This window comes from Acidimicrobiia bacterium, assembly GCA_036396535.1.
Classification (GTDB): Bacteria; Actinomycetota; Acidimicrobiia; order Spongiisociales; family UBA5794; genus DASWKR01.
Genome location: DASWKR010000002.1, coordinates 14,071 through 39,299 on the forward strand (window position 1 = coordinate 14,071; position 25,229 = coordinate 39,299).

At 66.4% G+C, this 25,229-nt stretch carries 24 protein-coding genes; 17 read left to right on the top strand and 7 right to left on the bottom strand.

From position 1 onward, the window contains the following. The first annotated feature begins 84 nt into the window (after positions 1-84). The 7 genes from dnaA to VGC47_00190 all read left to right on the top strand — a co-directional run bounded on the left by dnaA (position 85) and on the right by VGC47_00190 (position 9,184). Complete coding sequence (gene dnaA, locus VGC47_00160; protein ID HEX9853715.1) at positions 85-1,467, top strand: chromosomal replication initiator protein DnaA; 1,383 nt, start codon at positions 85-87, stop codon at positions 1,465-1,467. Positions 1,468-1,658: 191 nt separating this feature from the next. Next, positions 1,659-2,738, top strand: a complete 1,080-nt coding sequence (dnaN, locus tag VGC47_00165) for a DNA polymerase III subunit beta (GenBank protein HEX9853716.1) — start codon at positions 1,659-1,661, stop codon at positions 2,736-2,738. A 13-nt stretch (positions 2,739-2,751) separates the two neighbouring features. Then, a complete protein-coding gene (locus VGC47_00170) occupies positions 2,752-3,858 on the top strand; it encodes a DNA replication/repair protein RecF (GenBank protein HEX9853717.1) in 1,107 nt (368 codons plus the stop codon). A gap of 4 nt (positions 3,859-3,862) precedes the next feature. Continuing rightward, positions 3,863-4,192, top strand: a complete 330-nt coding sequence (locus VGC47_00175; protein ID HEX9853718.1) for a DUF721 domain-containing protein — start codon at positions 3,863-3,865, stop codon at positions 4,190-4,192. Between the two features lie 82 nt (positions 4,193-4,274). Next, the gene (gene gyrB, locus VGC47_00180) at positions 4,275-6,200 is read left to right on the top strand and encodes a DNA topoisomerase (ATP-hydrolyzing) subunit B (GenBank protein ID HEX9853719.1); all 1,926 of its coding nucleotides are present in this window, start codon (positions 4,275-4,277) and stop codon (positions 6,198-6,200) included. A gap of 18 nt (positions 6,201-6,218) precedes the next feature. Continuing rightward, complete coding sequence (gene gyrA / locus VGC47_00185) at positions 6,219-8,654, top strand: DNA gyrase subunit A (protein HEX9853720.1); 2,436 nt, start codon at positions 6,219-6,221, stop codon at positions 8,652-8,654. A 74-nt stretch (positions 8,655-8,728) separates the two neighbouring features. Then, entirely contained in the window at positions 8,729-9,184 is a 456-nt protein-coding gene (locus VGC47_00190; GenBank protein HEX9853721.1) for a DUF3566 domain-containing protein, read from the top strand. 15 nt (positions 9,185-9,199) lie between these two features. Here VGC47_00190 and VGC47_00195 read toward each other — a convergent pair whose 3' ends face one another. From VGC47_00195 to VGC47_00205, 3 genes are read right to left on the bottom strand one after another with little or no spacing between them, the layout of a single operon-like run. Then, positions 9,200-9,955 carry a hypothetical protein gene (locus VGC47_00195; GenBank protein HEX9853722.1) on the bottom strand — a complete coding sequence of 252 codons (756 nt, stop codon included), beginning with the start codon at positions 9,953-9,955 and terminating at the stop codon, positions 9,200-9,202. Between the two features lies 1 nt (position 9,956). After that, a complete protein-coding gene (locus VGC47_00200) occupies positions 9,957-10,091 on the bottom strand; it encodes a hypothetical protein (protein ID HEX9853723.1) in 135 nt (44 codons plus the stop codon). A gap of 41 nt (positions 10,092-10,132) precedes the next feature. Then, positions 10,133-10,870 (bottom strand): VIT1/CCC1 transporter family protein, encoded by a 738-nt coding sequence (locus VGC47_00205; protein ID HEX9853724.1) that lies wholly within the window; start codon positions 10,868-10,870, stop codon positions 10,133-10,135. A gap of 41 nt (positions 10,871-10,911) precedes the next feature. Here VGC47_00205 and VGC47_00210 point away from each other — a divergent pair, with 41 nt between their 5' ends. After that, positions 10,912-11,385 (top strand): cyclic nucleotide-binding domain-containing protein, encoded by a 474-nt coding sequence (locus VGC47_00210; GenBank protein HEX9853725.1) that lies wholly within the window; start codon positions 10,912-10,914, stop codon positions 11,383-11,385. Between the two features lie 3 nt (positions 11,386-11,388). Here VGC47_00210 and VGC47_00215 read toward each other — a convergent pair whose 3' ends face one another. Both VGC47_00215 and VGC47_00220 read right to left on the bottom strand, forming a co-directional pair. Then, a complete protein-coding gene (locus tag VGC47_00215) occupies positions 11,389-13,410 on the bottom strand; it encodes an alpha/beta hydrolase (GenBank protein HEX9853726.1) in 2,022 nt (673 codons plus the stop codon). A gap of 101 nt (positions 13,411-13,511) precedes the next feature. Next, complete coding sequence (locus VGC47_00220; protein HEX9853727.1) at positions 13,512-14,480, bottom strand: quinone oxidoreductase; 969 nt, start codon at positions 14,478-14,480, stop codon at positions 13,512-13,514. Between the two features lie 79 nt (positions 14,481-14,559). Here VGC47_00220 and VGC47_00225 point away from each other — a divergent pair, with 79 nt between their 5' ends. Then, positions 14,560-14,976: a PPOX class F420-dependent oxidoreductase gene (locus VGC47_00225; protein ID HEX9853728.1), complete on the top strand. Its 417-nt coding sequence runs from the start codon at positions 14,560-14,562 to the stop codon at positions 14,974-14,976. Between the two features lie 434 nt (positions 14,977-15,410). On the opposite strand, the gene VGC47_00230 is transcribed toward VGC47_00225, so the two are convergent. Beyond that, entirely contained in the window at positions 15,411-16,208 is a 798-nt protein-coding gene (locus tag VGC47_00230) for an ATP-binding cassette domain-containing protein (protein HEX9853729.1), read from the bottom strand. Positions 16,209-16,253: 45 nt separating this feature from the next. Between VGC47_00230 and VGC47_00235 the strand changes: the two genes are divergently transcribed. The 5 genes from VGC47_00235 (at position 16,254) to VGC47_00255 (ending at position 21,383) form a co-directional block, all read left to right on the top strand. Continuing rightward, entirely contained in the window at positions 16,254-16,421 is a 168-nt protein-coding gene (locus tag VGC47_00235; GenBank protein ID HEX9853730.1) for a hypothetical protein, read from the top strand. Between the two features lie 9 nt (positions 16,422-16,430). After that, the gene (locus tag VGC47_00240; protein ID HEX9853731.1) at positions 16,431-16,781 is read left to right on the top strand and encodes a redoxin domain-containing protein; all 351 of its coding nucleotides are present in this window, start codon (positions 16,431-16,433) and stop codon (positions 16,779-16,781) included. A 24-nt stretch (positions 16,782-16,805) separates the two neighbouring features. Next, positions 16,806-18,770 carry a M13 family metallopeptidase gene (locus VGC47_00245; GenBank protein HEX9853732.1) on the top strand — a complete coding sequence of 655 codons (1,965 nt, stop codon included), beginning with the start codon at positions 16,806-16,808 and terminating at the stop codon, positions 18,768-18,770. Between the two features lie 302 nt (positions 18,771-19,072). Beyond that, a complete protein-coding gene (locus tag VGC47_00250) occupies positions 19,073-19,708 on the top strand; it encodes a hypothetical protein (protein ID HEX9853733.1) in 636 nt (211 codons plus the stop codon). 565 nt (positions 19,709-20,273) lie between these two features. Beyond that, positions 20,274-21,383 carry a hypothetical protein gene (locus VGC47_00255; protein HEX9853734.1) on the top strand — a complete coding sequence of 370 codons (1,110 nt, stop codon included), beginning with the start codon at positions 20,274-20,276 and terminating at the stop codon, positions 21,381-21,383. An 83-nt stretch (positions 21,384-21,466) separates the two neighbouring features. On the opposite strand, the gene VGC47_00260 is transcribed toward VGC47_00255, so the two are convergent. Continuing rightward, complete coding sequence (locus tag VGC47_00260; GenBank protein HEX9853735.1) at positions 21,467-22,078, bottom strand: GntR family transcriptional regulator; 612 nt, start codon at positions 22,076-22,078, stop codon at positions 21,467-21,469. A 409-nt stretch (positions 22,079-22,487) separates the two neighbouring features. Here VGC47_00260 and VGC47_00265 point away from each other — a divergent pair, with 409 nt between their 5' ends. Genes VGC47_00265 through VGC47_00275 form a run of 3 tightly spaced genes read left to right on the top strand, consistent with a single transcriptional unit; the run spans position 22,488 to position 25,225 of the window. Then, positions 22,488-23,546: an ABC transporter substrate-binding protein gene (locus VGC47_00265; protein HEX9853736.1), complete on the top strand. Its 1,059-nt coding sequence runs from the start codon at positions 22,488-22,490 to the stop codon at positions 23,544-23,546. 6 nt (positions 23,547-23,552) lie between these two features. Continuing rightward, positions 23,553-24,380 (top strand): ABC transporter permease, encoded by an 828-nt coding sequence (locus tag VGC47_00270; GenBank protein ID HEX9853737.1) that lies wholly within the window; start codon positions 23,553-23,555, stop codon positions 24,378-24,380. A gap of 50 nt (positions 24,381-24,430) precedes the next feature. Beyond that, positions 24,431-25,225 (top strand): ABC transporter permease subunit, encoded by a 795-nt coding sequence (locus VGC47_00275; GenBank protein ID HEX9853738.1) that lies wholly within the window; start codon positions 24,431-24,433, stop codon positions 25,223-25,225. Positions 25,226-25,229: the final 4 nt, after the last annotated feature.

Genomic DNA, 25,229 nt, shown 5'->3' on the forward strand with positions numbered 1-25,229 from the left:
TCGGCAGACCAGGTTTTCCACATCTGTGGACAGGTGTGTGGACAGTCCGAAGGCGTAGCCGAGCCGGGCGAGGAGCAACAGACGGTGGAACGACAGTCGACCACGTTGTGGCAGGAGTTCCAGCAGAGAGTCCAGGCACAGCTGCCCGCCACGGCGTACCAGACCTGGATCGATCCTCTCATTTCGCGCCTCGACGGGGATGTGCTCATGCTGGAGGCTCCGACCGTATTCCACCTCCGCTGGGTCAGGGACCGTTACCAGACGGCGGTGGAGGAGGCTGCCCTCGCCGTCTTCGGGCCGGAGGTCAAGGTCGAGTTCTCCACCATCGACCCGGGAGATCGGGTCGGCGATGGCGAGGTCGACATCCGCATCGACATCACGGCGGAGAAACAGGCGGCCGATGCCCCACCGCGCCGGGAGCCGCCACCACCGGCACAAGACCTCGAGTCGCGCCTCGTCGCCAAGTACACGTTCGACAACTTCGTCGTCGGCAAGTCGAATCACTTCGCCCAGGCCGCCGCCCTGGCGGTCGCCGAAGAAGCCGGCAGCCACTACAACCCGCTCTTCATCTACGGGGGAGCAGGGCTCGGCAAGACCCACCTACTCCACGCGGTCGGCCACCTGCGCCGCGAGCTGGCGCCCGGGACCCTCGTGCGCTACGTCTCGTCCGAACAGTTCTTCAACGAGTTCGTCAACGGGATCAGGCAGAAGCGCATGGACGAGTTCAAGGCCCGCTACCGGACGATCGACGTCCTGCTCCTCGACGACGTGCAGTTCTTCGAGGGCAAGGAGTTGATCCTCGAGGAGTTCTTCCACACGTTCAACAGTCTCTACGAGGCCGGCAAGCACCTCGTCATCTCGTCCGACCGGCCACCGCGAAACTTCTCGACCCTCGAGGATCGCCTCAGCAGCCGGTTCGCCTGGGGGCTGCAGACCGACATCCAGCCTCCCGACGTCGAGACGAGGCTCGCCATCCTCCGCAAGAACGCCGAGTTCGCTCCGATGGAAGTGCCGAAGACGGTGCTCGAGTTCATCGCAACCCACGTCGCCAACAACATCAGGGAGTTGGAGGGCGCCCTGACGAGGGTCACGGCATTCGCGGCGCTCACCCACGAGCGGATCACCCTCGAGATGGCCGAGCAGGTGTTGTCCGATCTCTTGGAGGACAACAAGACTCCGGTCACCGCCACATCGATCATCAACCTGACGGCGGCGAGGTACAGCCTGAGCGAGGCCGAGCTCACCGGCCCGAGCCGCAAGCAGCCGCTGGCCCGCTCCAGACAGATCGCCATGTACCTCTGCCGTGAGCTGACGGACCTCTCACTGCCCAAGATCGGTTCTGCGTTCGGGGGGCGGGATCACTCGACGGTGCTCCACGCCGTCGAGAAGATCAAGAACATGATGCAGAGCGACAAGCAGGTCTACGACGAGGTGTCGGACTTGTCCCAAAGGCTGCGGAGAAGCTGATGTCTTGTCACAAGCCGGCGGTCGGTCGTCTCACCTGTCGACAATCGCCGCGAATCGCCAACACGACCTGTGAGCGATCCGGAGGCGTCGAGACCTGGGAGAATCAACACCTGTCAACAATCCACAGGCCCTACTACCACTACGAATGATTCTTTGAATCAAATACAGTCGACGCAGAGGAACACCGAGCTGTGCACATTCGAGCCGAAAGAGATGACCTGGCAGACGTCCTAGGACGGGCTGCTCGAGCGGTTGGCAGCCGATCGCCGCTCCCGATCCTGCAGGGGGTGTTGTGTGAGGTCGTCGGCCAGACGCTGACGGTGACCGGCACGGACACCGAGACGACGATCCGGACGAATCTCGACGTCGAGGTCCAGGAGCCGGGTAAGACGGTCATACCGGCCAAGCTGGCCGCCGACGCCGTACGGCGCCTCCCGGTCGGTGCCGTGTCGATGAAGGCCCGCGACGGTCAAGTCGAGATCACGGGCAACGGCCCGCGATTCGTCTTGCGGGAGCTCACCGTCGACGACTTCCCGAACCTCGGCGACGGCTCGGGATCCGGGGGCAGCGAGGTGGATGGCGAGCTGCTCACCAAGGCGCTCGCCCAAGTTGGCGTGGCGGCGTCGGCGGACGAGGCCCGCCCGACGCTCACCGGCGTGCTGTTCGAGACGGATGCGGATCACCTCCGCCTGGTGGCGACGGACTCGTACCGGCTGGCGGTCCGGGACCTTCCGGGTGTCGGCGGCACACCGACGACGCTCGTGCCCTATCGGGCTCTCCGAGAGGTCGGCAGGTCGATTGGTGCGCCGAAGATCACGGTCGAATTGGGGGAACGCGAGGCGGTGTTCGCCTCGGAACGCGGCCGGCTGACGGTGAGGGTGATCGAAGCGACCTTCCCGAATTACCGGACCCTGCTCCCGTCGGAGTACCCGAACAGGCTCGTCGTGGCGAAAGAGGCGCTCATGGACGCCGTCGGCAGGGCTTCGCTGGTTGCCGAGGATCACATCCCGGTGCGGCTCGGCATGCACGAAGGCGGTGTCGAGCTGACGGTGACCCGGCAGGAGGTCGGCGAGGAGACCGAGCACATCGAGGGCGACTACAAGGGCGAAGAGATGACGATCGCCTTCAACACCAGGTACCTCACGGACGGGGTGGCGGCCATCGACTCGGAAGAGGTCGTCATCGAGTCCGTCGACCCGCTCAAACCGGGGCTCGTCACAGGTGTCGGCTCGCCGGACTTCCGGTACCTGCTGATGCCGGTACGACTGTGACGGCGCAGCCCCCGTGCACCTCGCCTGGCTCGAGCTGACCGACTTCCGGTCGTACCCAGACCTGCGGTTCGATCCTGCTCCCGGGGTCAACGTCCTCGTCGGCGACAACGGAACCGGCAAGACCACCGTGCTCGAAGCGATCTCGTACCTCTCGGCGCTCAGGTCGTTCCGTGGGTCGCCGGACGCCGCCCTCATCCGAGCAGAGTCGCCTGAGGCGATCGTCAGGGGTGGTTTCGAGCGGGAGAGCGGCGAGCTCCGAGTGGAGATCGCCCTTCCCGTGGCGGCTCCCCGCCGGGTCATGGTCAACGGCAAGCGTCCGAGGCGTTACAGCGACGTGCGCTCCGAGGTTCCGGTGGTGGCTTTCCTCCCGGACGACCTCGATCTCGTCAAGCGTGGTCCGGCGATCAGGAGGGCCTACCTCGACGACTTGGCGGCGATGCTCTCGCCTTCGGCCGGAGCCGACCAGGCCGAGTACGACAAGGCCCTCAGGCAACGCAACTCGCTCTTGCGCGCCGAGGGTCGTCATGTCGATCCTGTCGAGCTCGACGTCTGGGACGAACGGGTCGCCGAGAAGGGAAGCGAGGTCCTGGCGCATCGGCTCAGTCTTCTCGACAGGCTGGCGCCATCTCTCGAGGCCGCCTATCGCGACGTCGGAGGCGGCGAGGCTCTCCAGGCTACGTACGCCTCGAGATGGGCCGGAGACGACTGGCGCGCCGCCTCGCGCCGGCCGGCCGATCATGCCCCGGCGTTGCGCGCCGCCCTCCTCGACCGACGGACCCGCGACCAGGAGCAGAGAACCACGACGGCCGGACCGCACAGGGACGAGCCGGGGCTCGTGCTCGGTGGCCGCGACGTGCGAACGATGGCGAGCCAGGGCGAGCAGCGGACGGCCGCTCTGGCGTTGCGCCTCTCCGCATACCGCCTCCTCGAGGAGCGACACGGCCGGCCGCCGCTCCTGCTGCTCGATGACGTGTTCTCCGAGCTCGACCCGCTCCGGGCGGAAGGCGTGATGCGCCTGCTGCCCCGCGGCCAGGTTTTTGTCACCAGCGCCAGAGAAGATGACGTTCCGGTCGCAGGAACACGGTGGCACGTCGAAGGAGGGGTGATCCGTGCAGGATGAAGCGATGAAGGGGCGCAAAGAGCTGGCGAGCATCGGGGATCTCCTCGACGGCGTCATCGCCGGCATCGGAGGCGGCTCGATGAGCCCGATGCTCGTGGTCAGGCAGGTGTGGCACGAGGTGGCGGGGGAGGAGTGGGCCGACCGGGCTCGACCGGTGAGGTGCGACGGCGCCACCGTCGTCGTCGAGGTGGCCGACGGTGCCGCCGCCTCGATGTTCCGGTACGAGACGCGGCGGATCGGACGCGCTCTGGCGGGTCCGCTCGGCGTCGTGGATGCTCTCCGGGTGACGATTCGAGTCGCCAGGACGAGGGCGCCGTCGGGTCCCCGAGAGTGAGGGCTTCCAGGCCGTTCGGCTATAATCACAGTATTGAGATTCCACTCCACACGTACGTTCTGGCGTACCAGCGAGGTTCCTTTTGAGTGCCGCCAAGAGCTCTGCAAGCACGTCGTATGACGCCAAGGACATCGATGTCCTCGAAGGCATCGAGCACGTCCGTAAGCGCCCCGCCATGTACATCGGCACGACCGGACCGAAGGGTCTCCACCACCTCATCTGGGAGGTGGTGGACAACTCGGTCGACGAGGCGATGGCGGGCTTCGCCTCCCGTATCGACGTCACGTTGCTGGCGGACGGGGGCGTTCGCGTCAAGGACAACGGTCGGGGCATCCCGGTCGACAAGGTCGCCAAGACCGGCCAACCGGCCGTGACGACCGTGCTCACGACGCTGGGCGCCGGAGGCAAGTTCCAGTCGGGCGCCTACCAGGTGTCGGGGGGCCTCCACGGGGTCGGGGTTTCCGTCGTCAACGCGCTCTCGAAGCGCCTCGAGGTGGAGGTCGTCCGGGAAGGCTTCACGTGGACCCAGGCCTTCGAGTACGGCAAGGCGGTCGACAAGCTGGCGAAGGGCAAGGCGGCGAAGCGCACCGGCGCCGAGGTGACGTTCTGGGCCGACCCCACGATCTTTTCGGAGACGACGGAGTACACGGCGACGACCGTGACGAGCCGGCTGCGCGAGATGGCGTTCCTCAACAAGGGATTGGAGATCCGCTTCCGCGACGAGCGAGGCGCCGAGCCGGTCGAGGACATGTTCCAGTACAAGGGCGGGCTCGTCGACTTCGTGAAGTACCTCAACACGTCGCGTGATCCGCTCCACCGCCAGGTCGCCTACTTCGAGGAGCGAGCGGCCGGAGCCGAGGTCGACATCGCCCTGCAGTGGACCGCGGGCTACACCGAGACGCTCCTCAGCTTCGCGAACAACATCAACACCCACGAGGGCGGCACCCACGAGGAGGGGCTCAAGAAGGCCCTGACGAGGGCTATCAACGACTTCGCCAGGAGCAGAGGGGTTCTCAAGGAGAAGGACCAGAACTTCCAGGGTGAGGACGTCCGCGAGGGTCTGACCGCCGTCGTCTCGGTCAAGGTGAGGGATCCGCAGTTCGAAGGGCAGACGAAGACCAAGCTGGGCAACACCGAGATCCGCTCATTCGTCGAGAAGGCCCTCAACTCCGCCCTCCCGGAGTGGCTCGAACGCAACCCCGGTGACGGCAGGCGAATCGTCGACAAGGGCATGCACGCCGCCAAGGCGCGCATCGCAGCACGTCAGGCACGCGACCTCACCCGCCGCAAGAGCCTCCTCGACGGGGCCGGCCTTCCCGGCAAGTTGTCGGACTGCTCGTCGAAGGACCCGGCGGTCAGCGAGTTGTTCATCGTCGAGGGCGACTCGGCCGGGGGGTCGGCGAAGCAGGCGAGGAAGAGCGAGTTCCAGGCGATCCTGCCGATCCGCGGCAAGATCATCAACGTCGAGAAGAACCGCATCGACAGGGTCCTCAACAACACAGAGGTGCAGTCGCTGATCACCGCCATCGGGACGGGGATCGGCGACGAGATCGACGTCACGAAGGCGCGCTACCACAAGGTTGTCATCCTCACGGACGCAGACGTGGACGGCGCCCACATCAGGACGCTGCTGCTGACGTTCTTCTTCCGTCACATGCGCGAGATCATCGAGGCCGGCTACGTCTACATCGCGCAGCCGCCCCTTTTCTCGGTGCGGTCGGGCACGAAGACGTTCTGGGTCCAGGACGAGGCGCAGCTCGACTCGATCAAGAAGGAGCTCCGGGGCAAGAAGCTCAACATCCAGCGATTCAAGGGACTCGCCGAGATGAACGCCTCGCAGCTGTGGGAGACCACGATGGACCCCGATGCCCGCGAGTTGCTCCGCGTCGACCTGGACGACCAGTTCGCTGCCGAGGAGGTCTTCACGACGCTCATGGGCGACAACGTCGAGGCGAGGCGCCGGTTCATCCAGACGAACGCCAAGGACATCCGCTTCCTCGACATCTGACGGAGACGAGAGAGACCAATGCCACCCAATGGAACCGACCGCGTCCAGCCGACCGAGCTCGAACGGGAGATGCAGGAGTCGTTCCTCGAGTACGCGATGTCGGTCATCGTGTCACGGGCGCTCCCGGACGTTCGCGACGGGCTGAAGCCCGTCCACCGTCGCATCCTCTACTCGATGTGGGACACCGGGATGCGTCCCGGGACGGCCTTCCGGAAGTCGGCCCGCGCCGTCGGCGACGTCGTCTCGCGGTTTCATCCCCACTCCAACGAGGCGATCTACGACGCCCTCGTACGCCTCGGCCAGGACTTCGCATCTCGTTACCCGCTGATCGAGCCGCAGGGGAACTTCGGCACCGTCGACGACCCGCCTGGTGCGATGCGCTACACGGAGTGTCGCCTCGCCCAACTGTCGGTGCACATGCTCGACGGCATCGGCGAGGAGACGGTCGACTTCGTCGACAACTACGACGGTCAGGACGAGGAGCCCACGGTGCTCCCTTCCCGGTTCCCGAACCTGCTCATGAACGGGTCGACCGGCATCGCCGTCGGCATGGCGACGAACATCCCTCCGCACAACCTCGGTGAAGTCGTCGACGCCTGCCTCCACCTCATCGAGAACAGGGAGGCGACTTCCGAGGACCTGATGCAGTTCGTGAAGGGACCCGACTTCCCGACCGGCGCCTACATCGTCGGAAACAAGGGGATTCGCGACGCCCTACTCACGGGCCGCGGCTCGGTGAAGATGCGGGCCGTCACCGAGGTCGTCGAACTCAGGAAGCGGCCGGCCATCATCGTCACCGAGATCCCGTACCAGGTCTCGATCGACCGGATCATGGAGAAGATCGCCGACCTGGTGAACAACAAGGTCGTGGCGGGCATCTCCGACATCCGCAACGAGACGAACCGTGACGGCATCCGCATCGTCATCGAGCTGAAACGGGACGCCAACCCGCAGGTCATCCTCAACCAGCTCTACAAGCAGACGCAGCTCGAGGAGAACTTCTCGGTCAACGCCGTCGCCCTCGTCGACGGGGTGCCGCGCACGCTCGGGCTGGCCGAGCTCGTCCGCTACTACGTGGAGCACCAGCTCGTCGTGATCGTACGGCGCAGCCAGTTCCGACTCCGCAAGGCGCAGGAGCGCGCCCACATCGTCGACGGACTCCTCATCGCACTCGACAACATCGACGAGGTCGTCCAGATCATCCGGGCGAGCGCAGACGTCGACGCAGCCAGGACGACCCTGATGGAGCGGTTCGAGCTCACCGAGATCCAGGCGAACCACATCCTCGACATGCCGCTGCGGCGCCTGACCGCCCTCGAGACATCGAAGCTGCGTGAGGAGCTGGCGGCCCTGCAGGAGACGATCGCCGAGCTCGAGGCGATCCTCGCCTCCGAGGCCCGCCAGGCAGAGGTCGTGGCCGAGGAGCTGCGGGAGATCAGGGCGAAGTTCGCCGATCACCGTAGGAGCCGGATCGTCCCAGACGAGGGAGATCTCTCGCTCGAGGACCTCATCGCCGACGAGGAGCTCGTGGTCACGATCAGCGCGGCGGGCTACGTGAAGTCCGTGCTCGCCAGCACGTACCGCACCCAGGGCAGGGGTGGCCGAGGGGTGCGGGGAGCGGCGCTGCGCGAGGACGACGTCATCACGCACGTGCTCCACACGAGTGCCCACTCCTACCTCCTGTTCTTCTCGAATCGGGGCAAGGTGTACCGGATCAGAGCCCACCAGCTACCTCGCAAGGAGCGAACCGCCAAGGGCACGCTCGTCCAGTCGGTGCTCCCCATGGAGCCCGACGAACGGGTCGAGGCGATCATCGACACCAGGGACTACGAGTCCTTCCGCTACCTGGTCGCCTTCACGAAGCTGGGGCTCGTCAAGAAGACCAAATTCTCCGACTACGACAGCCGCAACTCGGTGCTCGTCGCCATCAAGCTCCAGGAAGGCGACGAGGTGATGACGGTCCGGCCGACCACCGGGGACTACGACCTGCTGATGTTCACGACGAAGGGCCAAGGCATCCGCTTCTCGGAGACCGAGGTGCGCCCCATGGGTCGCGACACCCAAGGTGTCAGAGGCGTCAAGCTGCGTCAGGGCGACGCAGTCGTGGCGGGCGCCACCGCCGCCGAGGGCGACGACGTGCTGCTCCTGAGCAGCGGCGGCTACGGCAAGCGCACGAGGATGGGCGAGTTCCCGAAGCAGAAGCGGGGCGGCATCGGGGTCAAGGCGATGAAGTTGACTCGGGTGCGAGGCACTCTGATCACCGCGCGGGCCGTCGCCCAAGGCGACGACATCGTCATCACATCGAGCGACGGGATCGTCATCAGGCAGGGCGTAGACGAGATCAGCAGGCAGAAGCGCGACGCCACAGGGGTGCGCGTCATGAACCTCGACGACGGGGCGCAGCTCACCGCCGTCGCCCTGGTGCCGCGTGAGCAGGACGAGTCGGAGGACTGACCGCTCCACCGCGTGCCGTCGGGTAGCGATCGACGCCGGGTACACTCGTCGCATCCCAAAGGAGCCCTAGCTTCATGGCCGTTCGTCGAGTCCGCAGGGTCATACGCAGGATCGACCCGTGGACGGTCCTCAAGGTGTCGATCGTCTTCAACGCGATCTCCTCTCTCATGTTCGTCCTCGGGACGTGGGTGATCTGGTCGCTGGCTCTGCAGCGCGGCATACCGGAGCGGATAGTCGAGATCTTCGAGCGTGTCAGCCTCACGCTCACCATCGACGGCGAGTTGTATTTCAGGGTGATCGTCTTTCTCGCCGTCGTCGGGGCGATCATGGCCACCGGCTTCATGACGCTGGGAGCAGTCCTCTACAACCTGATCGCAGACGTTGTCGGAGGAGTCGAATTGGCGGTGCTCGAGGAGACGTACAACGTCGCTCCGATCACGACGACCCAGGCGAGGAGCCGCCCCGGTCAGACGCAGGGCAACGGGCACGCCACCACCCAGCAGCGGGCCCGCCCCCCCGCCCGGACCTGACTGTTCCGTCGCGCCTCAGGCCGCCGCCGTGTGGGCGGCGACGTCGAGTCCGGCGCCGAGCGCAGCCATCAGATAGCGCTCGGCCGATGCTTCCGGCAGGTGAGCACCACTGGCGTACGAGTCGATGGCGATGGCGGCGCTCGCCAGCGCCAGCGCCTGGAGATGAGCGGACAGATCGGCGACTCCGACGACCCTCGAGACGACCCCCCCGTCGACCACCGACGTGACCGCCGCCGTGGCGGCAGCCCAATCGCCCTCGACCGGTGCGACGAGGTCGTGCTTGTCGCGACCGCGCCGCCGCTTCGCCCAGAGGGCGCCGACCGGGTCGGGGAAGGCGACCGGCTCACCGCGCCGCAGCCGCGACCCGGGCTCGGTCCAGGCACACGTCACACCGAGAACCTCCCCGCCGCGTGCCGTCTCGTGCGCCGCCAGGCACCTTGCGATGCCGGTCGCCAGGTTGGCGCCCACGATCAGCGTCCTCCCGATCGAATCGAACTCGCTTCCGTAACGCTCACCGATATCGGGCCCTCCGGCGAAGAGCACACACCCGATGCCGGCTTCGAGCGCCTCTTCGACGAGGCCGTCCATGTCTCGGTGGGCGTCGGTCACGAGCACGTCGTATCCGGCGAGGTCGTCGACTCTCTCGATGCGGGGGTCGTGCGTCGTCGGATCGCGCTCGAGGAGCCCGAGGACCGTCAAGTCGCGTTCTGCCAGCAGGACCTGGCCCGCTCTGACGGCAACGGACGACTCATCGTGCAGCGCGACTCGCATCTCAGCGGGGAGCCCGCTCCTGGTCGGCAGGGTGCCACGTACCCTTGGTCTCGGGGGGTCGAACCGGGCGCCTGGCGTAGACCGCAGCCGCGAGGGCAGCGGCCGCGATCAAGACGAACTTGAGGCGCGGTTTCACGCAACGAAGCGTAATCCGCTCTCGGGCTCGAGCAGGCGAGATCACCCGATGGAGGTATCGAACCCGAGACCGATGACGTACGCCACTAACCCGCCGACGCCTGCGATGACGAGGTTTTGTGCCCCGGAAGCGATCGGGTTCGTCCCTGTGACCCTCGTCTTCATGGCGCCGACCGCGAAGAGGCCAACCGCCGTGAGGCCGCCGGCGATCGTGAATCCGGTGCTGACGCTGTCTGCGATGAGGAAGGCCAGCACGGACGGAACGGATCCGACGAGAAACCAGATGCCGGACATGACCATGGCGAGATACGGAGAGCGGCGTTCCGAGTCGACGATCCCGAACTCGAGCACCTTCATGGCGTTCAACAAGACTTCCTCGTCCCTCGAGAAGGCGGCGATCGTGGCGTCGAGGTCCTCGGCATGCACCCCAAGGTCGATGAACATGCCGCGCAACTGGTCGATCTCCATGTCGGTGTGGTTGCGGATGTGCTCTCGCTCGAGGGCGATCTCCCGGTCGAAGACCTCCTCCTGCGAGCGGGTCGCCAGGAACTCTCCGGCCGCCATCGAGATGGCGCCGGCGACCGCTCCGGCGATGGCGGTCAGCAGCACCTGGCTGGCGTCGAGGCCGCCACCGACGACGCCGGCAACCAGCAGGAACACGGAGACGAGCCCGTCGTTGACCCCGAGGATGATGTCCCGCCAGTACTGCCGCGTGTACCCGACGTGAGGCTCGTAGTCGTGGTGCCCCGAGAGGGCTGCGGCGGTCGTCTCCTGGTCCATTCGGCGAGTGTACGCCTGGAGGCCCGGGGTAGATTGACGGCGTGACCGACGAGCACCGAGACGAGTCGAGCGTCGTGCGCCAGTACGTTGCGGCCCATCCCTTCGTGAAGGGCATGGCCGACTCGGACGTCGCCATGCTCCAGGACCTGGGCCGGCTCGCCGAACACAACACGGGGGAGCGGATCTTCGAGGCCGGCGCTCCGGCAGATCGTTTCTTCCTCATCCGCACCGGGGTCGTCTCGCTGCAGCTCAGCTCGCCTGCGGGCGGGACTCCACGCCAGGTGCAGGCCGTCAAGGAGGGGAGTGCCCTCGGCTGGTCGTGGCTGTTCGAGCCGTACGTGTGGCAGTTCGACGCGGTGGCGGAGACGCCTGTACGGGCGATCGTGTACGACGCCTCCGAGCTGCGCAGCCGGCTCGAGGCCGACAAGGAGTGCGGCTACCGGGTCGTCATGCGGGTGGCCGAGGTCATGGCCGAGCGCCTCCACGCCACGAGGCTCGGCATGCTGTCGCGCTGAGAGTCAGCGGGTCTCGAACGCCTCGAGGGCAGGGACGAATACCTCTTCGAGGAGAGCGCTCCGCTCGGCGTCGTCGGACACGAGCATGACCACGGCGACGGTGCCGTCGACGTCGGCCGCCCCGATGTCGATCGGGAATCCGTCGATCGTGGCGGTGAACAGCTGCCAGGTGCGGCCGCCTGCTTCGAGGGTCCCAGCCGCCTCAGGTGACGAGTCGAACCCCATCTGCTGGCTGAAGAGGTCGACGACGAGCGACGGGTCTCCGAGACCGGGGATCGCCTGCTGCACGATGGCGGTCTGGTCGATGCCGGAGTCGCCCCGAATCCACGCTCCGGGTCCGATCTCGTCCCAGCCGTCGGGCCGGACGCCGGAGAAGCCGAACCCGAGGATGTCGACGTCGAATGCGACCAGCTCGACCTGGTCTCCCACCTGGCCCGGCACCTTGAAGGCGGGGGGGCCCATATCAGACATGCACCCCACGTCGGGAGTCGACGGCGGATCATCGAGGAACCCGAACATGATCTGTCGCGGGCAGTCCGCAGAGACGGTGACCCCGTGCCCGACGCCCGGGAAGAGGAGGAACGTCGCCTCGGCGAGTTGGTCGGCTGCCAGTCTGCCCCAAGCGGGCGGCGTGATCGGGTCGTATTCACCGGACAGGACGAGCGTCGGGATGGTGCTGGACACCGGCTCGTTCTCGATCGGGTCGGCATTCCCGGCCTGCCACACGTCACACAGGGCGAAGATCGGAGGACCGATGTTCGATGCGCCTTCGAAGAACTCGCCGTACCGTGGAAAGGCGTCGTCAGCCGCCTCGACGTCGGCCTTCGTCGAGAAAGGCACCTCCTCGTTGCACTGCACCGACAAGTGCATCCCGAGGCTGAAGAATGCGCCGTTGGCCAGGTCGTTCGTCACGAGGAGCCCGGCCGTCCTGGTGTCGCCACGCTCCAACTCGTCGATCATCTGCGGCAGGATCGGGATGACCTCGGCCGAGTAGAGACCCTGGAAGACCGTGCCGAGCAAGGCATAGCCGTCGAAGACGGCGTCGTAGCGTGCTTGGGTGAAGACGTCCCTGACGTCGAGTTGCAGAGGGGCGGCATTGAGGGCATCGACGAGGGAGAAGAGTCGGTTCTCGAGGTCCGGGTACGCCGCGGCGCAGTCCTGGCTGCCGGCGCACCCGTCGAGGAGTGTCTTGATCGCACGGTCCAGGTTCTCCGGCGCACCGGTGAGGAGGCTGACGTCCGGCGTGTACACCGAGTCGAGGATCACCGACCGGACGCCCTCCGGGTGATCGCGCATGATGGTCTGTGCGAGCCGGGTTCCGTATGAGATGCCGAAGAGGTTCCACTCGTCATAGCCGAGCGCCTTCATGAGGTCGGCAACGTCGGCTGCGTTCTCCTTGCTGTTGTAGGCGGAGAGGTCGACGCGCCGCTCCGCGAGGCGCTGGCGACACCGGGTGACCGCCTCCCTTTCACGGGCCGAGTATTCGGCGGCATCGAGGTCGTCGTCGAGCAACTCGAAGGTGAGTTGGCGGTCCTCCTCACACTCGAGCGACGGCATCGAGTAGCCCGTGCCCCGCTGGTCGAACATGACGAGGTCCCGGGGACCGATGAACGGCTCCCAGACGGTCGAGAAGGTGAACTCGAGCGGTTCGAGGCTGAAGCCTCCCGGGCCTCCGTCGAGGTAGACGATCGGATCCGCCGCCGGGCTCGGGTCGGTGGCGGCGAAGACGGCGGCGTGGATCTCGACGGTCCTCCCGTTGTCGACGTCCTCCCTGCTCTCGGGGACTCGCAGGAACCCGCAGGTGACGTCGACGCCGATGGGCTCCTGGAACTCACAGTCCGCCTCGATGAACGATGCCTCGTAGCCGGCCGGCGCATCCGTCGTCGTCTGAGCCGACGTCGTGGTGGTCGCCGCCTGCACAGCCGACGTCGTCGTGGCCGTCGGGGAGTCTCCAAGGAGGCGGAATGCGACGTAGCCGCCGCCGGCGACGAAGGCCACGGCGAGCAACAGGGAGATCTTCTTCACGTGAATCCTGGAGGGTCGGGTCCCGAAGGGTAAGACCCCTTCAGTCGTATGGGGCCTGACTGCAGGGATCGGCAGCTTCGGGTCTCGACCTGAGCGGCGGGTCAGGGGATGAGGAGCACCTTGCCTGTCGTGCGCCTGGCTGCCAGATCCTCCTGGGCCCGCCCCGCCTCCGAGAGAGGGTATCTGGCGGATATCGTCACCTCGAGGGCTCCCGTGGCGCACATGCCGAGGACCGCCTCTGCTCGCGACTCCAGCTCCTGGCGGGTCGCGATGTAGTCGCCGAGCGTCGGGCGGGTCAGGAACACGGAACCGTTCCGGGACAGGACGAGAGGGCTGATCGGCTCGACTGGGCCTCCCGCGTTGCCGAACGTGACCATCGTCCCGCGGCGCCGCAGCAGCGCCAGGCCGTCGTGGAACGTCGGCTGGCCGATACCGTCGTAGACCACGGCGAGGGGCCGCGGCCCGGCGATCGCTTCTATCGCCTCCCTGAACGGCGTCTCGTCGTAGCGGATGACGTGGTCAGCGCCCGCGCTCCGGGCCAGGCGGGCCTTCTCCTCATTCCCCGCAGTTCCGAAGACGACGGCTCCCTTGGCCTTGGCCATCTGAACGAGCAGCAGCCCGACTCCGCCCGCCGCAGCATGCACCAGGCACGTCTCGCCTGCTGCCAGCCGATGGGTGTCGTTCACGAGATAGTGGGCGGTGAGACCCTGCAGCATCATCGCCGCCGCCGTCTCGGCGGGCACCTCGTGGGGCACGACGACGGCGGCGGACGCCGGGACGACCACCCTGCTCGCATAGCTGCCGGCAACCTGGGCCCATGCGACGACGTCGCCGGTCGAGATTCCGGAGACGCCCTGCCCAGTGGCGCGGACGGTGCCTGCTCCCTCGACCCCGAGGACCCGCGGCAGGTCGACCTCGTACAGCCCCGTCCTGTGGTAGACGTCGATGAAGTTGACCCCGGCAGCGGCGACATCGACGAGGACTTCGCCGTTGCCCGGCTCTGCGTCCGGCAGCTCGACGAGCCGCAGCACATCGGGGCCGCCATGTTCCGAGATCTGGATCGCCTGCAACCCGTGCACCTCCGGCGCTGCAATCTCGCAGCACGCGGGGCTTCCGGCAAGGTCAGGTAGCGTGGCGGTCGTGCGCGAGATGAGCCGCCAGGAGGCGTACGAGTTCATGGCTGCCGGCGCCAGGACCGGCAAGCTCGCTGTCTCGAGAGAGGACGGCTCGCCCCACGTGACGCCGGTGTGGTTCATCGTCGACGGTGATGACCTCGTGTTCACGACGTGGCACGAGTCGGTGAAGTTCACGGCGATCGGCCGCGATCCCCGGGTGGCCCTCCTGGTCGAGGACGAGCGGCCGCCGTATGCGTTCGTGCTCGTCTCCGGAACGGTCTCCGTCTCGTCCGGTCTGGGAGAGCTCGTCGAGTACGCCACCCGGATCGGGGGGCGCTACATGGGAGAGAGCCTCGCTGAGGAGTTCGGGGCTCGCAACGGCGTCCCCGGCGAGCACCTCGTCAGGCTCTCACCGAGTCGGATCGTTGCCAGAGAGCGCATCGCCGAATGACGATGTCCGTGTCATGGAGCGGGGGGCGCTCGAACGCCCGCCGGCTCATCCCGCCGTTCGTCAGCTGCCGCTGCGGCCGAACGAGAGGTTGCGCAGGCGACGCTCGACCACCACCGGGTCGGACTCGCTGTGCGTCTTGGCGGCGCCGATCTGGCGGAGCCGCTCGCTCACGCGGCTCGTCTCTTCCGCCGCTTCTTTGGACCTACGGTTGCGCATCATCTCTCGTTCCTGCCTGGTCGCTTCCTACCCAGCCCTATCTCGTCACCCGAACCGTCTCCCCCGATGGTCGCCCTATGACCAACCGTGAGTGATATCGGCAGAGGATGGCACATTCCGCAGTAGTCCGTCGTGGGGTTTTCCCTGTTCGCGCCGTGACTAGTCACCTAGTCATGCCGGGCCGCGCCGCATGTTCGGTACGCTCGCACCGGCAGGGCTCACGGGCTCCAGGCATGGAACCGTGAGTCCTCGCGCCGCATCTCGAGCCTGATGCCGAAAGCGTCGGAGAGCGCCTCCGTCGTGAGCGTCTCGTCGAGCGGCCCCGCCGAGACCACGGCTCCCGACGAGATGATGGCGACGTGTGAGAAGCCGGGAGGGATCTCTTCGACGTGGTGTGTCACCAGCACGCACGCCGGGCTCGCCTGGTCGCTGGCCATTGCGCCGAGCGACGCGACGAGGTGTTCCCTGGCTCCCAGGTCGAGGCCCGTGGTCGCTTCATCGAGAAGCAGGAGCTCCGGCTTCGTCATGAGGCTCCTGGCGATGAGTACGCGTTGCTTCTCGCCGGCTGAGAGGGTCCCGAACGTCCTGTCGGCGAGGTGCCCCGCCTCGAGCCGGTCCAGGTTCGCCCGCGCGCTGTCCCAATCGTCCGGCCGGTACTCGTGCCAGCGGGTGTCGACGAAGGCGGCGTGCTTGCCGGTGATGACGATCTCGATGGCGGGGAGCGTCACCCGTACCAGGGCGGCCGGGCCGGCCCCCGAGTACCCGACCCTCCTTCGAAGCTCACGAACATCGAAGGCGCCCCGCGCCTTCCCGAGCAGGCGAACGGTGCCCCGCGTCGGCGCCAGGTACATCGAGGCGACCTGCAGCATCGTCGTCTTGCCTGCGCCGTTCGGTCCGAGCACCACCCACCGATCGTGCGCCGCCACCCTCCAGTCGACATCGCGCAACAGGTGCCTGCCCTCGCGCACCACCGAGACGCCTTCGAGGGCGATGATCTCGGCGGGGTCATCCGGCATGGGGCAGAAAGCTACTCGACTGGCCGGAGAGGCCATACTGTCCGCATGACCCGCTTCACGTCCCCGATCCGTCCCGAGCCGCTGGCGGTCGGCGACCTCGCTCCTGATTGGCACCTGCGCCACACGTTCGACGACTCGGTGTCGCTGGAACGGCTGTGCGAGAGCGGCCCCGTCGTTCTCGCCTTCTACGTCTTCGACTTCGGCGAGATATGAAGCCACGAGCTGTCCCAGTTGGGGGCACTCGCACCTGAGATCCGCGCCGCCGGGGCAGACATCGCTGCCATCGCCGTGACCGCGACGTTCTCACAGATGGCGTTCGCCAAGACGCTCCCGCTCGATTTCCCGCTGCTCTCCGACTGGGACGGCGAGGTGTGTGGCGCATACGGCGTGCGATACGAGATCTGGAAGGGCCACCGCGGCCTGGCGAAGCGATCTCTGTTCGTCGTGGACGAGGACCGGGTGGTTCGCTACGTCTGGTCGGAGGAGAACGCGCTCGAATTGCCCGACTTCGGGCCCGTCGTCGAGGCAGTCTCGTCGTTGCAGAAGGGCGACTCCCGGTCGTCGTCCTCGTGACGGCTCCCCGGTAGATTCCCCAGGATGCCGATCGAGCCGAAACGCGACGACCCAGTGTTCGACGTCGCAGACATGGATCTCACGACGAGCCCGGGCGACGACTTCTACCGGTACGCCAACGGCGGATGGATGGCCGCCAACCCCGTCCCATCGGACCACTCTCGGTGGGCGGCGTTCGACGAGGTCCGCAAGGCGAACGAGGACATGCTCCACGAGTTGCTGCAAGCGGCCGCCGCCGGCGACGAGCCGTCCATCGATGGGCGCGTTGCGGCCTACTACCGGGCCGGGATGGACACTGAGCAGATCGAGCGCCACGGGCTGGCGCCGCTCGCCGAGCACTTGGCCGCCATCGATGCCATCGAGGACGTCGCCGGTCTGCGCTCGGTCGCCGCCCGGCTGGCCGAGGTCGGCGTGAGTCTGCCCATCGACGCCGGCGTGCTGCCGGACTTCGACGACAGCACCACCCACCTCCTCTACCTCGACCAGGGCGGCCTCGGCCTTCCGGAGCGGGACTACTACTTCAGGGAGGACGAGCAGTCCTCCCTGCTGCGCAAGCAATACGTCCAGCACGTCGCGGCCATGCTCGAGCTCGGCGGGCACCCCGACCCGGGAGACTCCGCCGCGGCGATCCTCGACCTCGAGACGGCGCTCGCCGAGCCTTCGTACACGAACACCCAGCAACGCAACATGGATCTCGTCCTCAACCGGTTCGCAGCCACCGATCTCGAAGCGCTCATGCCGCGCTTTGGGCTCCCGGCGTTCCTCGACAGCGTCGGAGTCACCGGGATCGAGGCGGTCAACGTCGGCAACCCGGGGTTCTTCGGAGAGGTCGACGAGATCCTCACGAGCGCATCCGTCGAGACCCTGAGGGCCTACGCCACCTGGCACCTGCTCTCGGCAGCGGCGTCCTCGCTTCCGAAACGCTTCGAGGACGAGTCGTTCGACTTCTACGGACGCATCCTCGGCGGCCAGCAGGAGCAAAAGGAGAGGTGGAAGAGGGTCCTGCGGGCCGCCACGGCCGAGATCGGCGAGCTGGTGGGCAAGGTGTACGTGGCACACGCCTTCGGTCCCGAAGCCAAGGAGAGAGCTCAGCAGATGGTCGCCAACATCATCGAGGCCATGGCGGGTGCCATCCGCTCCCTCGAGTGGATGGGGGACGAGACCAAGGTGGCGGCACTCGCCAAGCTCGACGGATTCTCGGCGAAGCTCGGGTATCCCGACGTGTGGCGGGACTACACGGCCCTCTCCTTCTCCGGGGGGCCGTGGGTGACGCTTCGCCTCGACGCCAAGAGCTTCGAGTTCCGGAGGCGGCTCGGTCAACTCCACGAGCCGGTCGACCCGAACGAGTGGTCGATGGCCCCCCACGAGGTCAACGCCTACTACCACCCCCTGCGCAACGAGATCGTCTTCCCGGCAGGCATCCTCCAGCCACCCTTCTTCGACGCCACGGCAGACGATCCGATCAACTACGGCGGCATCGGGGCGGTGATCGGCCACGAGATCACCCACGGCTTCGACGACATGGGGAGCCGATTCGACGCCTCAGGCAACTTCGCCAACTGGTGGAGCGAGGAGGACAGGGCCGAGTTCGAGCGGCGAGCCGACGTGCTCGTCGACCAATACGACGGGTACCGCGTCGTCGGCGACCTGCCGGTCAACGGCCGCCTCACGCTGGGAGAGAACATCGCAGACCTCGGAGGCCTCACGATCGCCTTCGAAGCCCTGCGTGTGGCGATCGGCGACATGGTCGGCCCTCTCATCGGCCGGCTCACGCCCGCACAGCGGTTCTTCCTGTCGTTCGCCAGGGTGTGGCGCTCGAACGAGACGGACGAGTACCTACGACTCAACGTCCAAACCGATCCCCACTCACCGCCGATGTTCCGATGCAACGGGGCGCTCGGGAACCTCGACGAGTTCGCCCGAGCCTTCGATCTGGACGACGACGACCCCATGATGCGGGCACCGAACGTGCGCGCCAAGGTCTGGTGAGCGGCGCCGAAGCGCCGCGTCGAACAGGTAACCGGCCTCCCGCTCGTGTTCGAGCTCGCCGTCGCATGTGAACTTGTGCACCTCGGCACGGATGAGCCGCTCGTTGGGGGCAGCAGCTGGGGGTCGGGGAGTGAGCCGCCGCAGCAGGCAGAGCCGATCGCTACGGTTGGACTCGGGTACAGAGGCGATCTGAGGGAGGTGGCAGACGACGGTTCTGATGGAGCGACGCGGTGGTACATGGCCGCAAACCAACACAATGAGGAGTGCATAAACCGCATTCACCAACCCAGGAGGAACAGAATATGAGACGCATCACCACTGTTCTCTCGGTGATTACCCTATTCCTGCTGGCGCTGCCACAGGCAGCACTCGCTGGCTCCAAGGAGAAGCAGCCGATAATCGAGTTCGCCACGGAACAAGAGGTCACGGGGTCCTTCTCCATGCTCGATCGGCAATCGGACGGGGTCGCCACAAAGATCCGCACTCGGGTAACCGGGGGAAATGCCTACACGGCTTGGTACGTCATTTTCAACAACCCTGATGATTGCAGCGGCGATTGCGGCGAGGACGACATATTCAACGCCGACGGCAGTCCCAACTTCGAAACCATCAATGCAGCGCGCATCTCGGTGGTGTGGACCAAGACCGGTGGGGTGGCCAACCCCGCGGGACGGCTAGCACTCAACGGAGGCCTCGGCGTTGGCGAAGTTCCAAACGGCGGCCCCGGGATCAAGGTAGTGATCGGCCTACCGTCCGACGGCGCACTGGTGCCCAGTCCGGTGACCGGACTCGAGACCACAGCAGCCGAGATCCATCTGGTCATCCAAGACCACGGACCCGCCCATTCGGATCCAGCCCTTCTCGAGCTGCAGACTACGTCCTTCATGGGAGCGTGCAACCCGGACTGCGTCGACATCCAGTTCGCGGTCCACAAGTAACGACCTCTAGGAGACAACCCGCATGTTCCGGGGAGCCGTGCCCCTGACGGGCGGGCTCCCGGGACCGCGGAGCCTGCGCCGGTCGGTGGGTGGTGAGGGCCTGGGAGACGTTCGGCCCCTGCGCAGGGTGCCAGTAGTTGATCGGTTGGAAGCTCGGTGGGTATTCAGTGGGTGTGGAAGCCGGTCGTAGCACGCGACCGAGACGTTGCTTCGGGTCGGGGCGGCGGCGGCGCTATTCGCTGCGGCTCTGCTCATCGATGGTGTGCTTCGGCCCGGAACGAATCGATCCACGAACGCCGTGGTTGTGCGAGCGAAGTTCGAGTCCTTGACGTCGAACAATTTGCGTCTCGATGTAGCTTGTATGCGCGGCTTCGCAGGTTGATGGAGGTAGAGGACTCATGACCGCTGAGTGGTTGTGTTCGAGCGATGGAACGTACGGCCGTGGACGAGTGAAGTGGCAGCGGTGTTCCTTGGGCTGGTGTTCTCGATGCTGTCGGCGTGTGAGGAAGCGCCCATAGCCGACGGTGTGCCGACATCGGCCGCGGGCCCGACAGTTGGATCATCGGTGGCGGCGTCGACCTCGGCTGTGATCGACGCGCCGACGGTTTCAACGATCGTGGTCGAGCCTGACGCCAAAGTGGTGGCGCCGGTCGTGGCGCTGTTGCCGCTGGTGGAGGGGATGATCGACCACGGCGGCGCCGTACTCTCGGCAGTTCGTGGGGACGACGTGTTCGACCGTGAGGAGCACCAGGCGTTCCGGTTCTATGCGTCGATCGAGATTCGAGATGTCGACGTTCTGTGGGCGCCGTCGCCTTCGGCACGGGCGGACGCTGAATCTCTCACTGAGCTACGAATGCTGCTGGACGATGCAACGGAGAACTGGCTGCTCAGCGATGCGAGCGGAACCGAGATCGTTGCCCTCTGGAACCCCTTAGGGCAGGGGACGTCACTGGTGGCCCCCGTCGCCGACGACAGATCCGAGAACCCGGGAATGGTTGGTGTGCTCCACGACATGATGCGATCCCTTCCGTCCGCCGAGTTCGCAGTGTCGCTCGACGACGAGCAAAGCTGCGGGCCTGCCGGCAAACCTGACCCGGGGCTGACCGAGTTGGAGGCACTCCTCCTCCATGTCCGGGCCGCCGAGAAGTCGATCGTCGGCCGAGAGCATGGAGCATGGATCATCCGAACCGCCGAGCGTCTGACCGAGGAGCTCGCCATGGAGGATCTATTGACCGGGATACGGGTGACGGCGGACATCAACGACATCGAGCGGCAGTTACAGAGCGGTGTCGCCGAGGGAGATGTGGTGGCATGGCCCGTCGTGCCGGCGCTGGTCGACACTCGGGCGTTCGACGGAGAACCGATGCAGACTTACCTGTTGGCCGAGGACGGAACGATCCTCGGTCACTTCCCGGTCTCTCGAGTCGACACGGAGTACATGATCTCGCTTCCGCTCCCACACGAGCCCGGACCGATCAGCGTCGTGTTCGCGCCAACCGGATTGCTCGCCTGTGAGCAGCTCCCCGACGACTTGATCGACGTCATGGCGCTGCCCTACGAAGCGGTCGGTGGCGACACGAGAGTCGTCATCGACTTCGGAACCGGCTCGTACACAGCGCTGAGCGGTCCCGAGTTCGTGGCGCTCATCGAAGCGCGCACAGCCATCGACCAATAGCGATCGACGCGTCGCCGACCCCGAGCGAGAACACAAGCGGGCTCACCGTGATGGGTTTCGGAGAGGCGCCGAAGCGCTCGAGCTCACCGGCCTCGTAGGAACAGCTTTCCGAGCTCGAGGGTATGCTCGAGGTGGTCGCGGGTCACCTGCTCGGCGGTGGCGATGTCGCCCCTCTCGATGGCGTCGAGCAGTTGATCGTGCTCGGCGTTGCCTGCCTGGACTCGTTGCGGCGCCTCGTGGATCGAGGTCGCGACGTAGAGCGCCGAGAGGTTCCGGAGGTTCTCGAGGATCCGGGCGAGCCTGGGCCGCCGCGCCGCCTCAGCGAGGAGGCGGTGGAACTCGCCGTTGAGGGCGACCCAGCGCGCCGGGTCCGGCTCGGCCTTCATTGCCTCCGTCATCGCCCGTGCCTTCGCCAGGTCCTGCGGATCAGCGTTCCTGACGGTCGCCGCGGCGACCAGCGGCTCGAGTGCCATGCGGATCTCGTAGAGCTGCTCCAGTTCGTCCATGGTCGCCGGGTGGACTTGGACGCCCCGGTGCGGGTCCCCGTCGAGCAGGCCCTCGGCGACCAGTTGGCGGAGCGCTTCTCTCACCGGAGTCGTCGAGGTCTCGAAGCGTTCGGCGATCTCGTTCTGTAGGAGCCGGGTCCCCGGCTCGTATGCGCCCCGAAGGATGTCCGAGCGCAGGCGCGCCGCCACCGCCGCCTGTGCGGTTCGATGCCTGATGTGGTCGCCTTCGGTGATGAGGCACCCTCTCGGTCAGTGTGCAAAGTACACGATCGCCACGGCCCTTTCTCGTCATGCGCGCCGCTCGCAGGCCACGGGCAGCTGGCCCGCGGGCGAATCCCCACAGCCACACGCCATTCACGAGCGGCCCGGCTCCGTACTGTATACAATCGATTGTGGAGGGTCATTGAAGGACCATCACGACGGCGGGGCAACCGGCAATACCAGCTGCTGCGCCGCGGCCCGCACTGTTCCGAGGTAGTGATCGCGAGCCGCACCTGCGGTCCGTTCGGCGGTCGGCGGGCAACCCGCCGCTGCCGGGCAACGCAGCAGGCATCGGCTCACGACCACTCGACGAGGGAGAAAAACGAGGAGGAAGGGCATGACACGACGATGGATGTCCTTGCTGGCCATTTTCGCGGCGTTCGCGTTGTTCGCGGCGGCGTGTGGTGGTGACAGCTCGGATGGCGGGGACGACGGCTCGGACGGCGAGCCGTCTACTGGCCCGGCCAACATCATTCGCTTCACGTTCGCACCGGATCCGGTGTGGGACTTCATCAACGACAGCGGACTCAAGGAGGCGATGGAGGAAGAGTCCGGCGTGAGGATCCTCTCCCAGGTGACCTGGGACGAGTTCGGAATCTATGCCGGCGGCTTCGCCGACATCGTCTCCGTCGGCTCGTTCGAGGTGCCCGGCCTCGAGAAGGAAGCCAACCAGGACTCGGTGATCTTCGGCAAGTACAACATCGACCGGTCCGTCATCGCCGTCCCGTCTTCCGACACCACGAGCCAGACGCTCGAGGACCTCGTCGGCCAGCGGATCGCAGTGTGGGACTCGGTGTCGTCGACCCTCATCTGGGGCGTGATCGCCAAGCAGCTCCATGATCTCGACTTCCGGACGGGAGGAGGCGACTTCGAGCTCGTCCAGGTGGACATCACGAACACCGGACCCGTGACGGCGTCGGGCGACACCGAAGGCGGGATCGTGCTTCCCGACTTCGCGGTGCCGCAGCTCATGAACGGCGAGCTGCGGGTGCTGTACGACGGCCGCACGTCGGCCGAGATCTACGTGAACGACATCGCCAACACGCCCGACCACGAGGGACCGATGATCAACATCTTCCTCGCCAGGGGCGACTGGTACGACGAACACTTGACCGAGGTGGGGTTCTTCCTCGAGCTGTGGCAGGCAGGCATCGACGAGTGGCAGGCGAACAAGGCCGAGATCATCTCGTCGTACCCCCAGCACTTCGCGGTTTCGAACGACGAAGAGCTGGCATTCATGCAGGACTGGCTGCAGCAGCACGACTGGTTCGTCGAGACGGTTTACATCGACGACGCCTGGATCGAGGTCGAGAGCAATCTGTTCGACACGATGCGCGAGTCCGAGTTCCTCGGTGAGGACGAGGAGGATCCACGGTTCGAGACGCCTGCTCCGTGAGCTGAGGTGGCGCGAACCGTCGTAGAGGAGACCCTCGAAGAGAGGGTGCTCGGTATCGCCGCCGGCGCGCGCCGGCGGCGATACCTCGCCGTGGTGGTCGGCTGGGCCGGCTTCCTCGTCCTGTGGTACCTCGTCTCCGAGTTCCTCCTCAACTCGGTGCGGCTGCCGCAGCCTCAGAGGGTGGCTCGGGAGGCGTGGAACATCATCCGGGGCGTGGACGGCGCCTTCTTCCCCGAGTTCTGGGCGAGCATCGTTCGGGTGTTCGCCGGGTTCATCGCCGCCGCTTTGATCGGCACGCCGCTCGGCTTCCTCATGGGGCGCAGCGAGTACTGGCGGAACTTCTTCCAGGCACCGGTCGTCGTGGCAGGCTCGGTCCCGGGCATCACCTACGCCGTGATGTCGCTCGTCATCTTCGGCATCTCGTTCTTCGGGCCCGTGCTGGCCGTCGGCCTCATCTCGATGCCGTACGTGGCGCTCAACGTGTCACAGGGGGTGGCGGGCGTCGACCGGCAGCTCGTGGCGATGAGCGTCGCCTACGGGCGCTCGGAGCGGCAGATCTTCCGAAACGTCCTGCTCCCTTCGGTGCTGCCGTTCATCTTCGCCGGTGTCCGACTGTCGTTCTCCCTGGCGTGGAAGGTCGGTCAACTCACTGAGGTGTTCGGGGCATCTCGCGGGATCGGATTCCAGATAAGGCGCAACTTCCAGCTGTTCCGGATGGCGGAGTTGCTGGCGTGGGTGTTCCTGTTCATCGCGTTCATGCTCGTGCTCGAGCGGCAGGTGCTGGTGCGGATCGAGCGCCGACTCTTCCGATGGCGTCAGTGGGACACACCGTGACGGCAACCGTCGCCGGCCCATCCCGCGTCGTTAAGAGGCTTCGCTCTCCGATGGCGGCCCGCTGGACGTCAGCGATCGCCTTCCTGCTCGGGTGGCAGCTCGTCACGCTGGTCTCCACGAGGGTGCCCTCTCCCGTGCGGGTCCTCGAATTCCTGTGGCTCGAGGTCTCGGGGGGGAGCCACGGCGGCGTCGTGCGCGGCGAGTTCATCGAGCACTTCCTCGGCACGCTGGGTCGCTACACGATCGGGCTGGTCATCGGCTTCACGGCCGGGCTGCTCATCGGGGTCCTCATCGGTTCGTCGAGCCTGGCGCGCGCCCTCGCCAGCGACTCGATCCTGGTCCTGCTCGCCCTTCCTGCGATCGTGTGGGCCTTCCTCACGACGATGTGGTTCGGCATCGACGTCAAGGCGCCGATCGTCACGGTCGCCCTCTCCGCCTTCCCGTTCGTCGTCGTCAACGTCGCCCAAGGTGTGCGCAGCATCACGCCGGATCTGAGGAGGATGACCGCTGCGTTCGGCGTCGAGCGGTGGAAACAGTTCCGATACCTGACACTCGGCGCCATCAGCGGCTACGTGTTCGCCGGGTTGAGGTTCGCGGTCATCATCGGCTGGAACGGGGTCCTGCTCTGGGAGTGGTTCGCCGGGCAGAACGGCGTCGGGTTCCGGACTCGCTACTGGTACGACGCCAACCGCTACCAGGGGTTCGTCGGTTGGGTCGTGGCGTTCATCGTCTTCATCGTCCTGCTCGACCGGTTCGTCTTCGCCCGCCTGGAGCGGAGGGCGTTCCGCTGGCGCGACCGGGCAACGGATGTGGAGATCATCGAAGAGACGACCATGGGGCTCTGAGGAG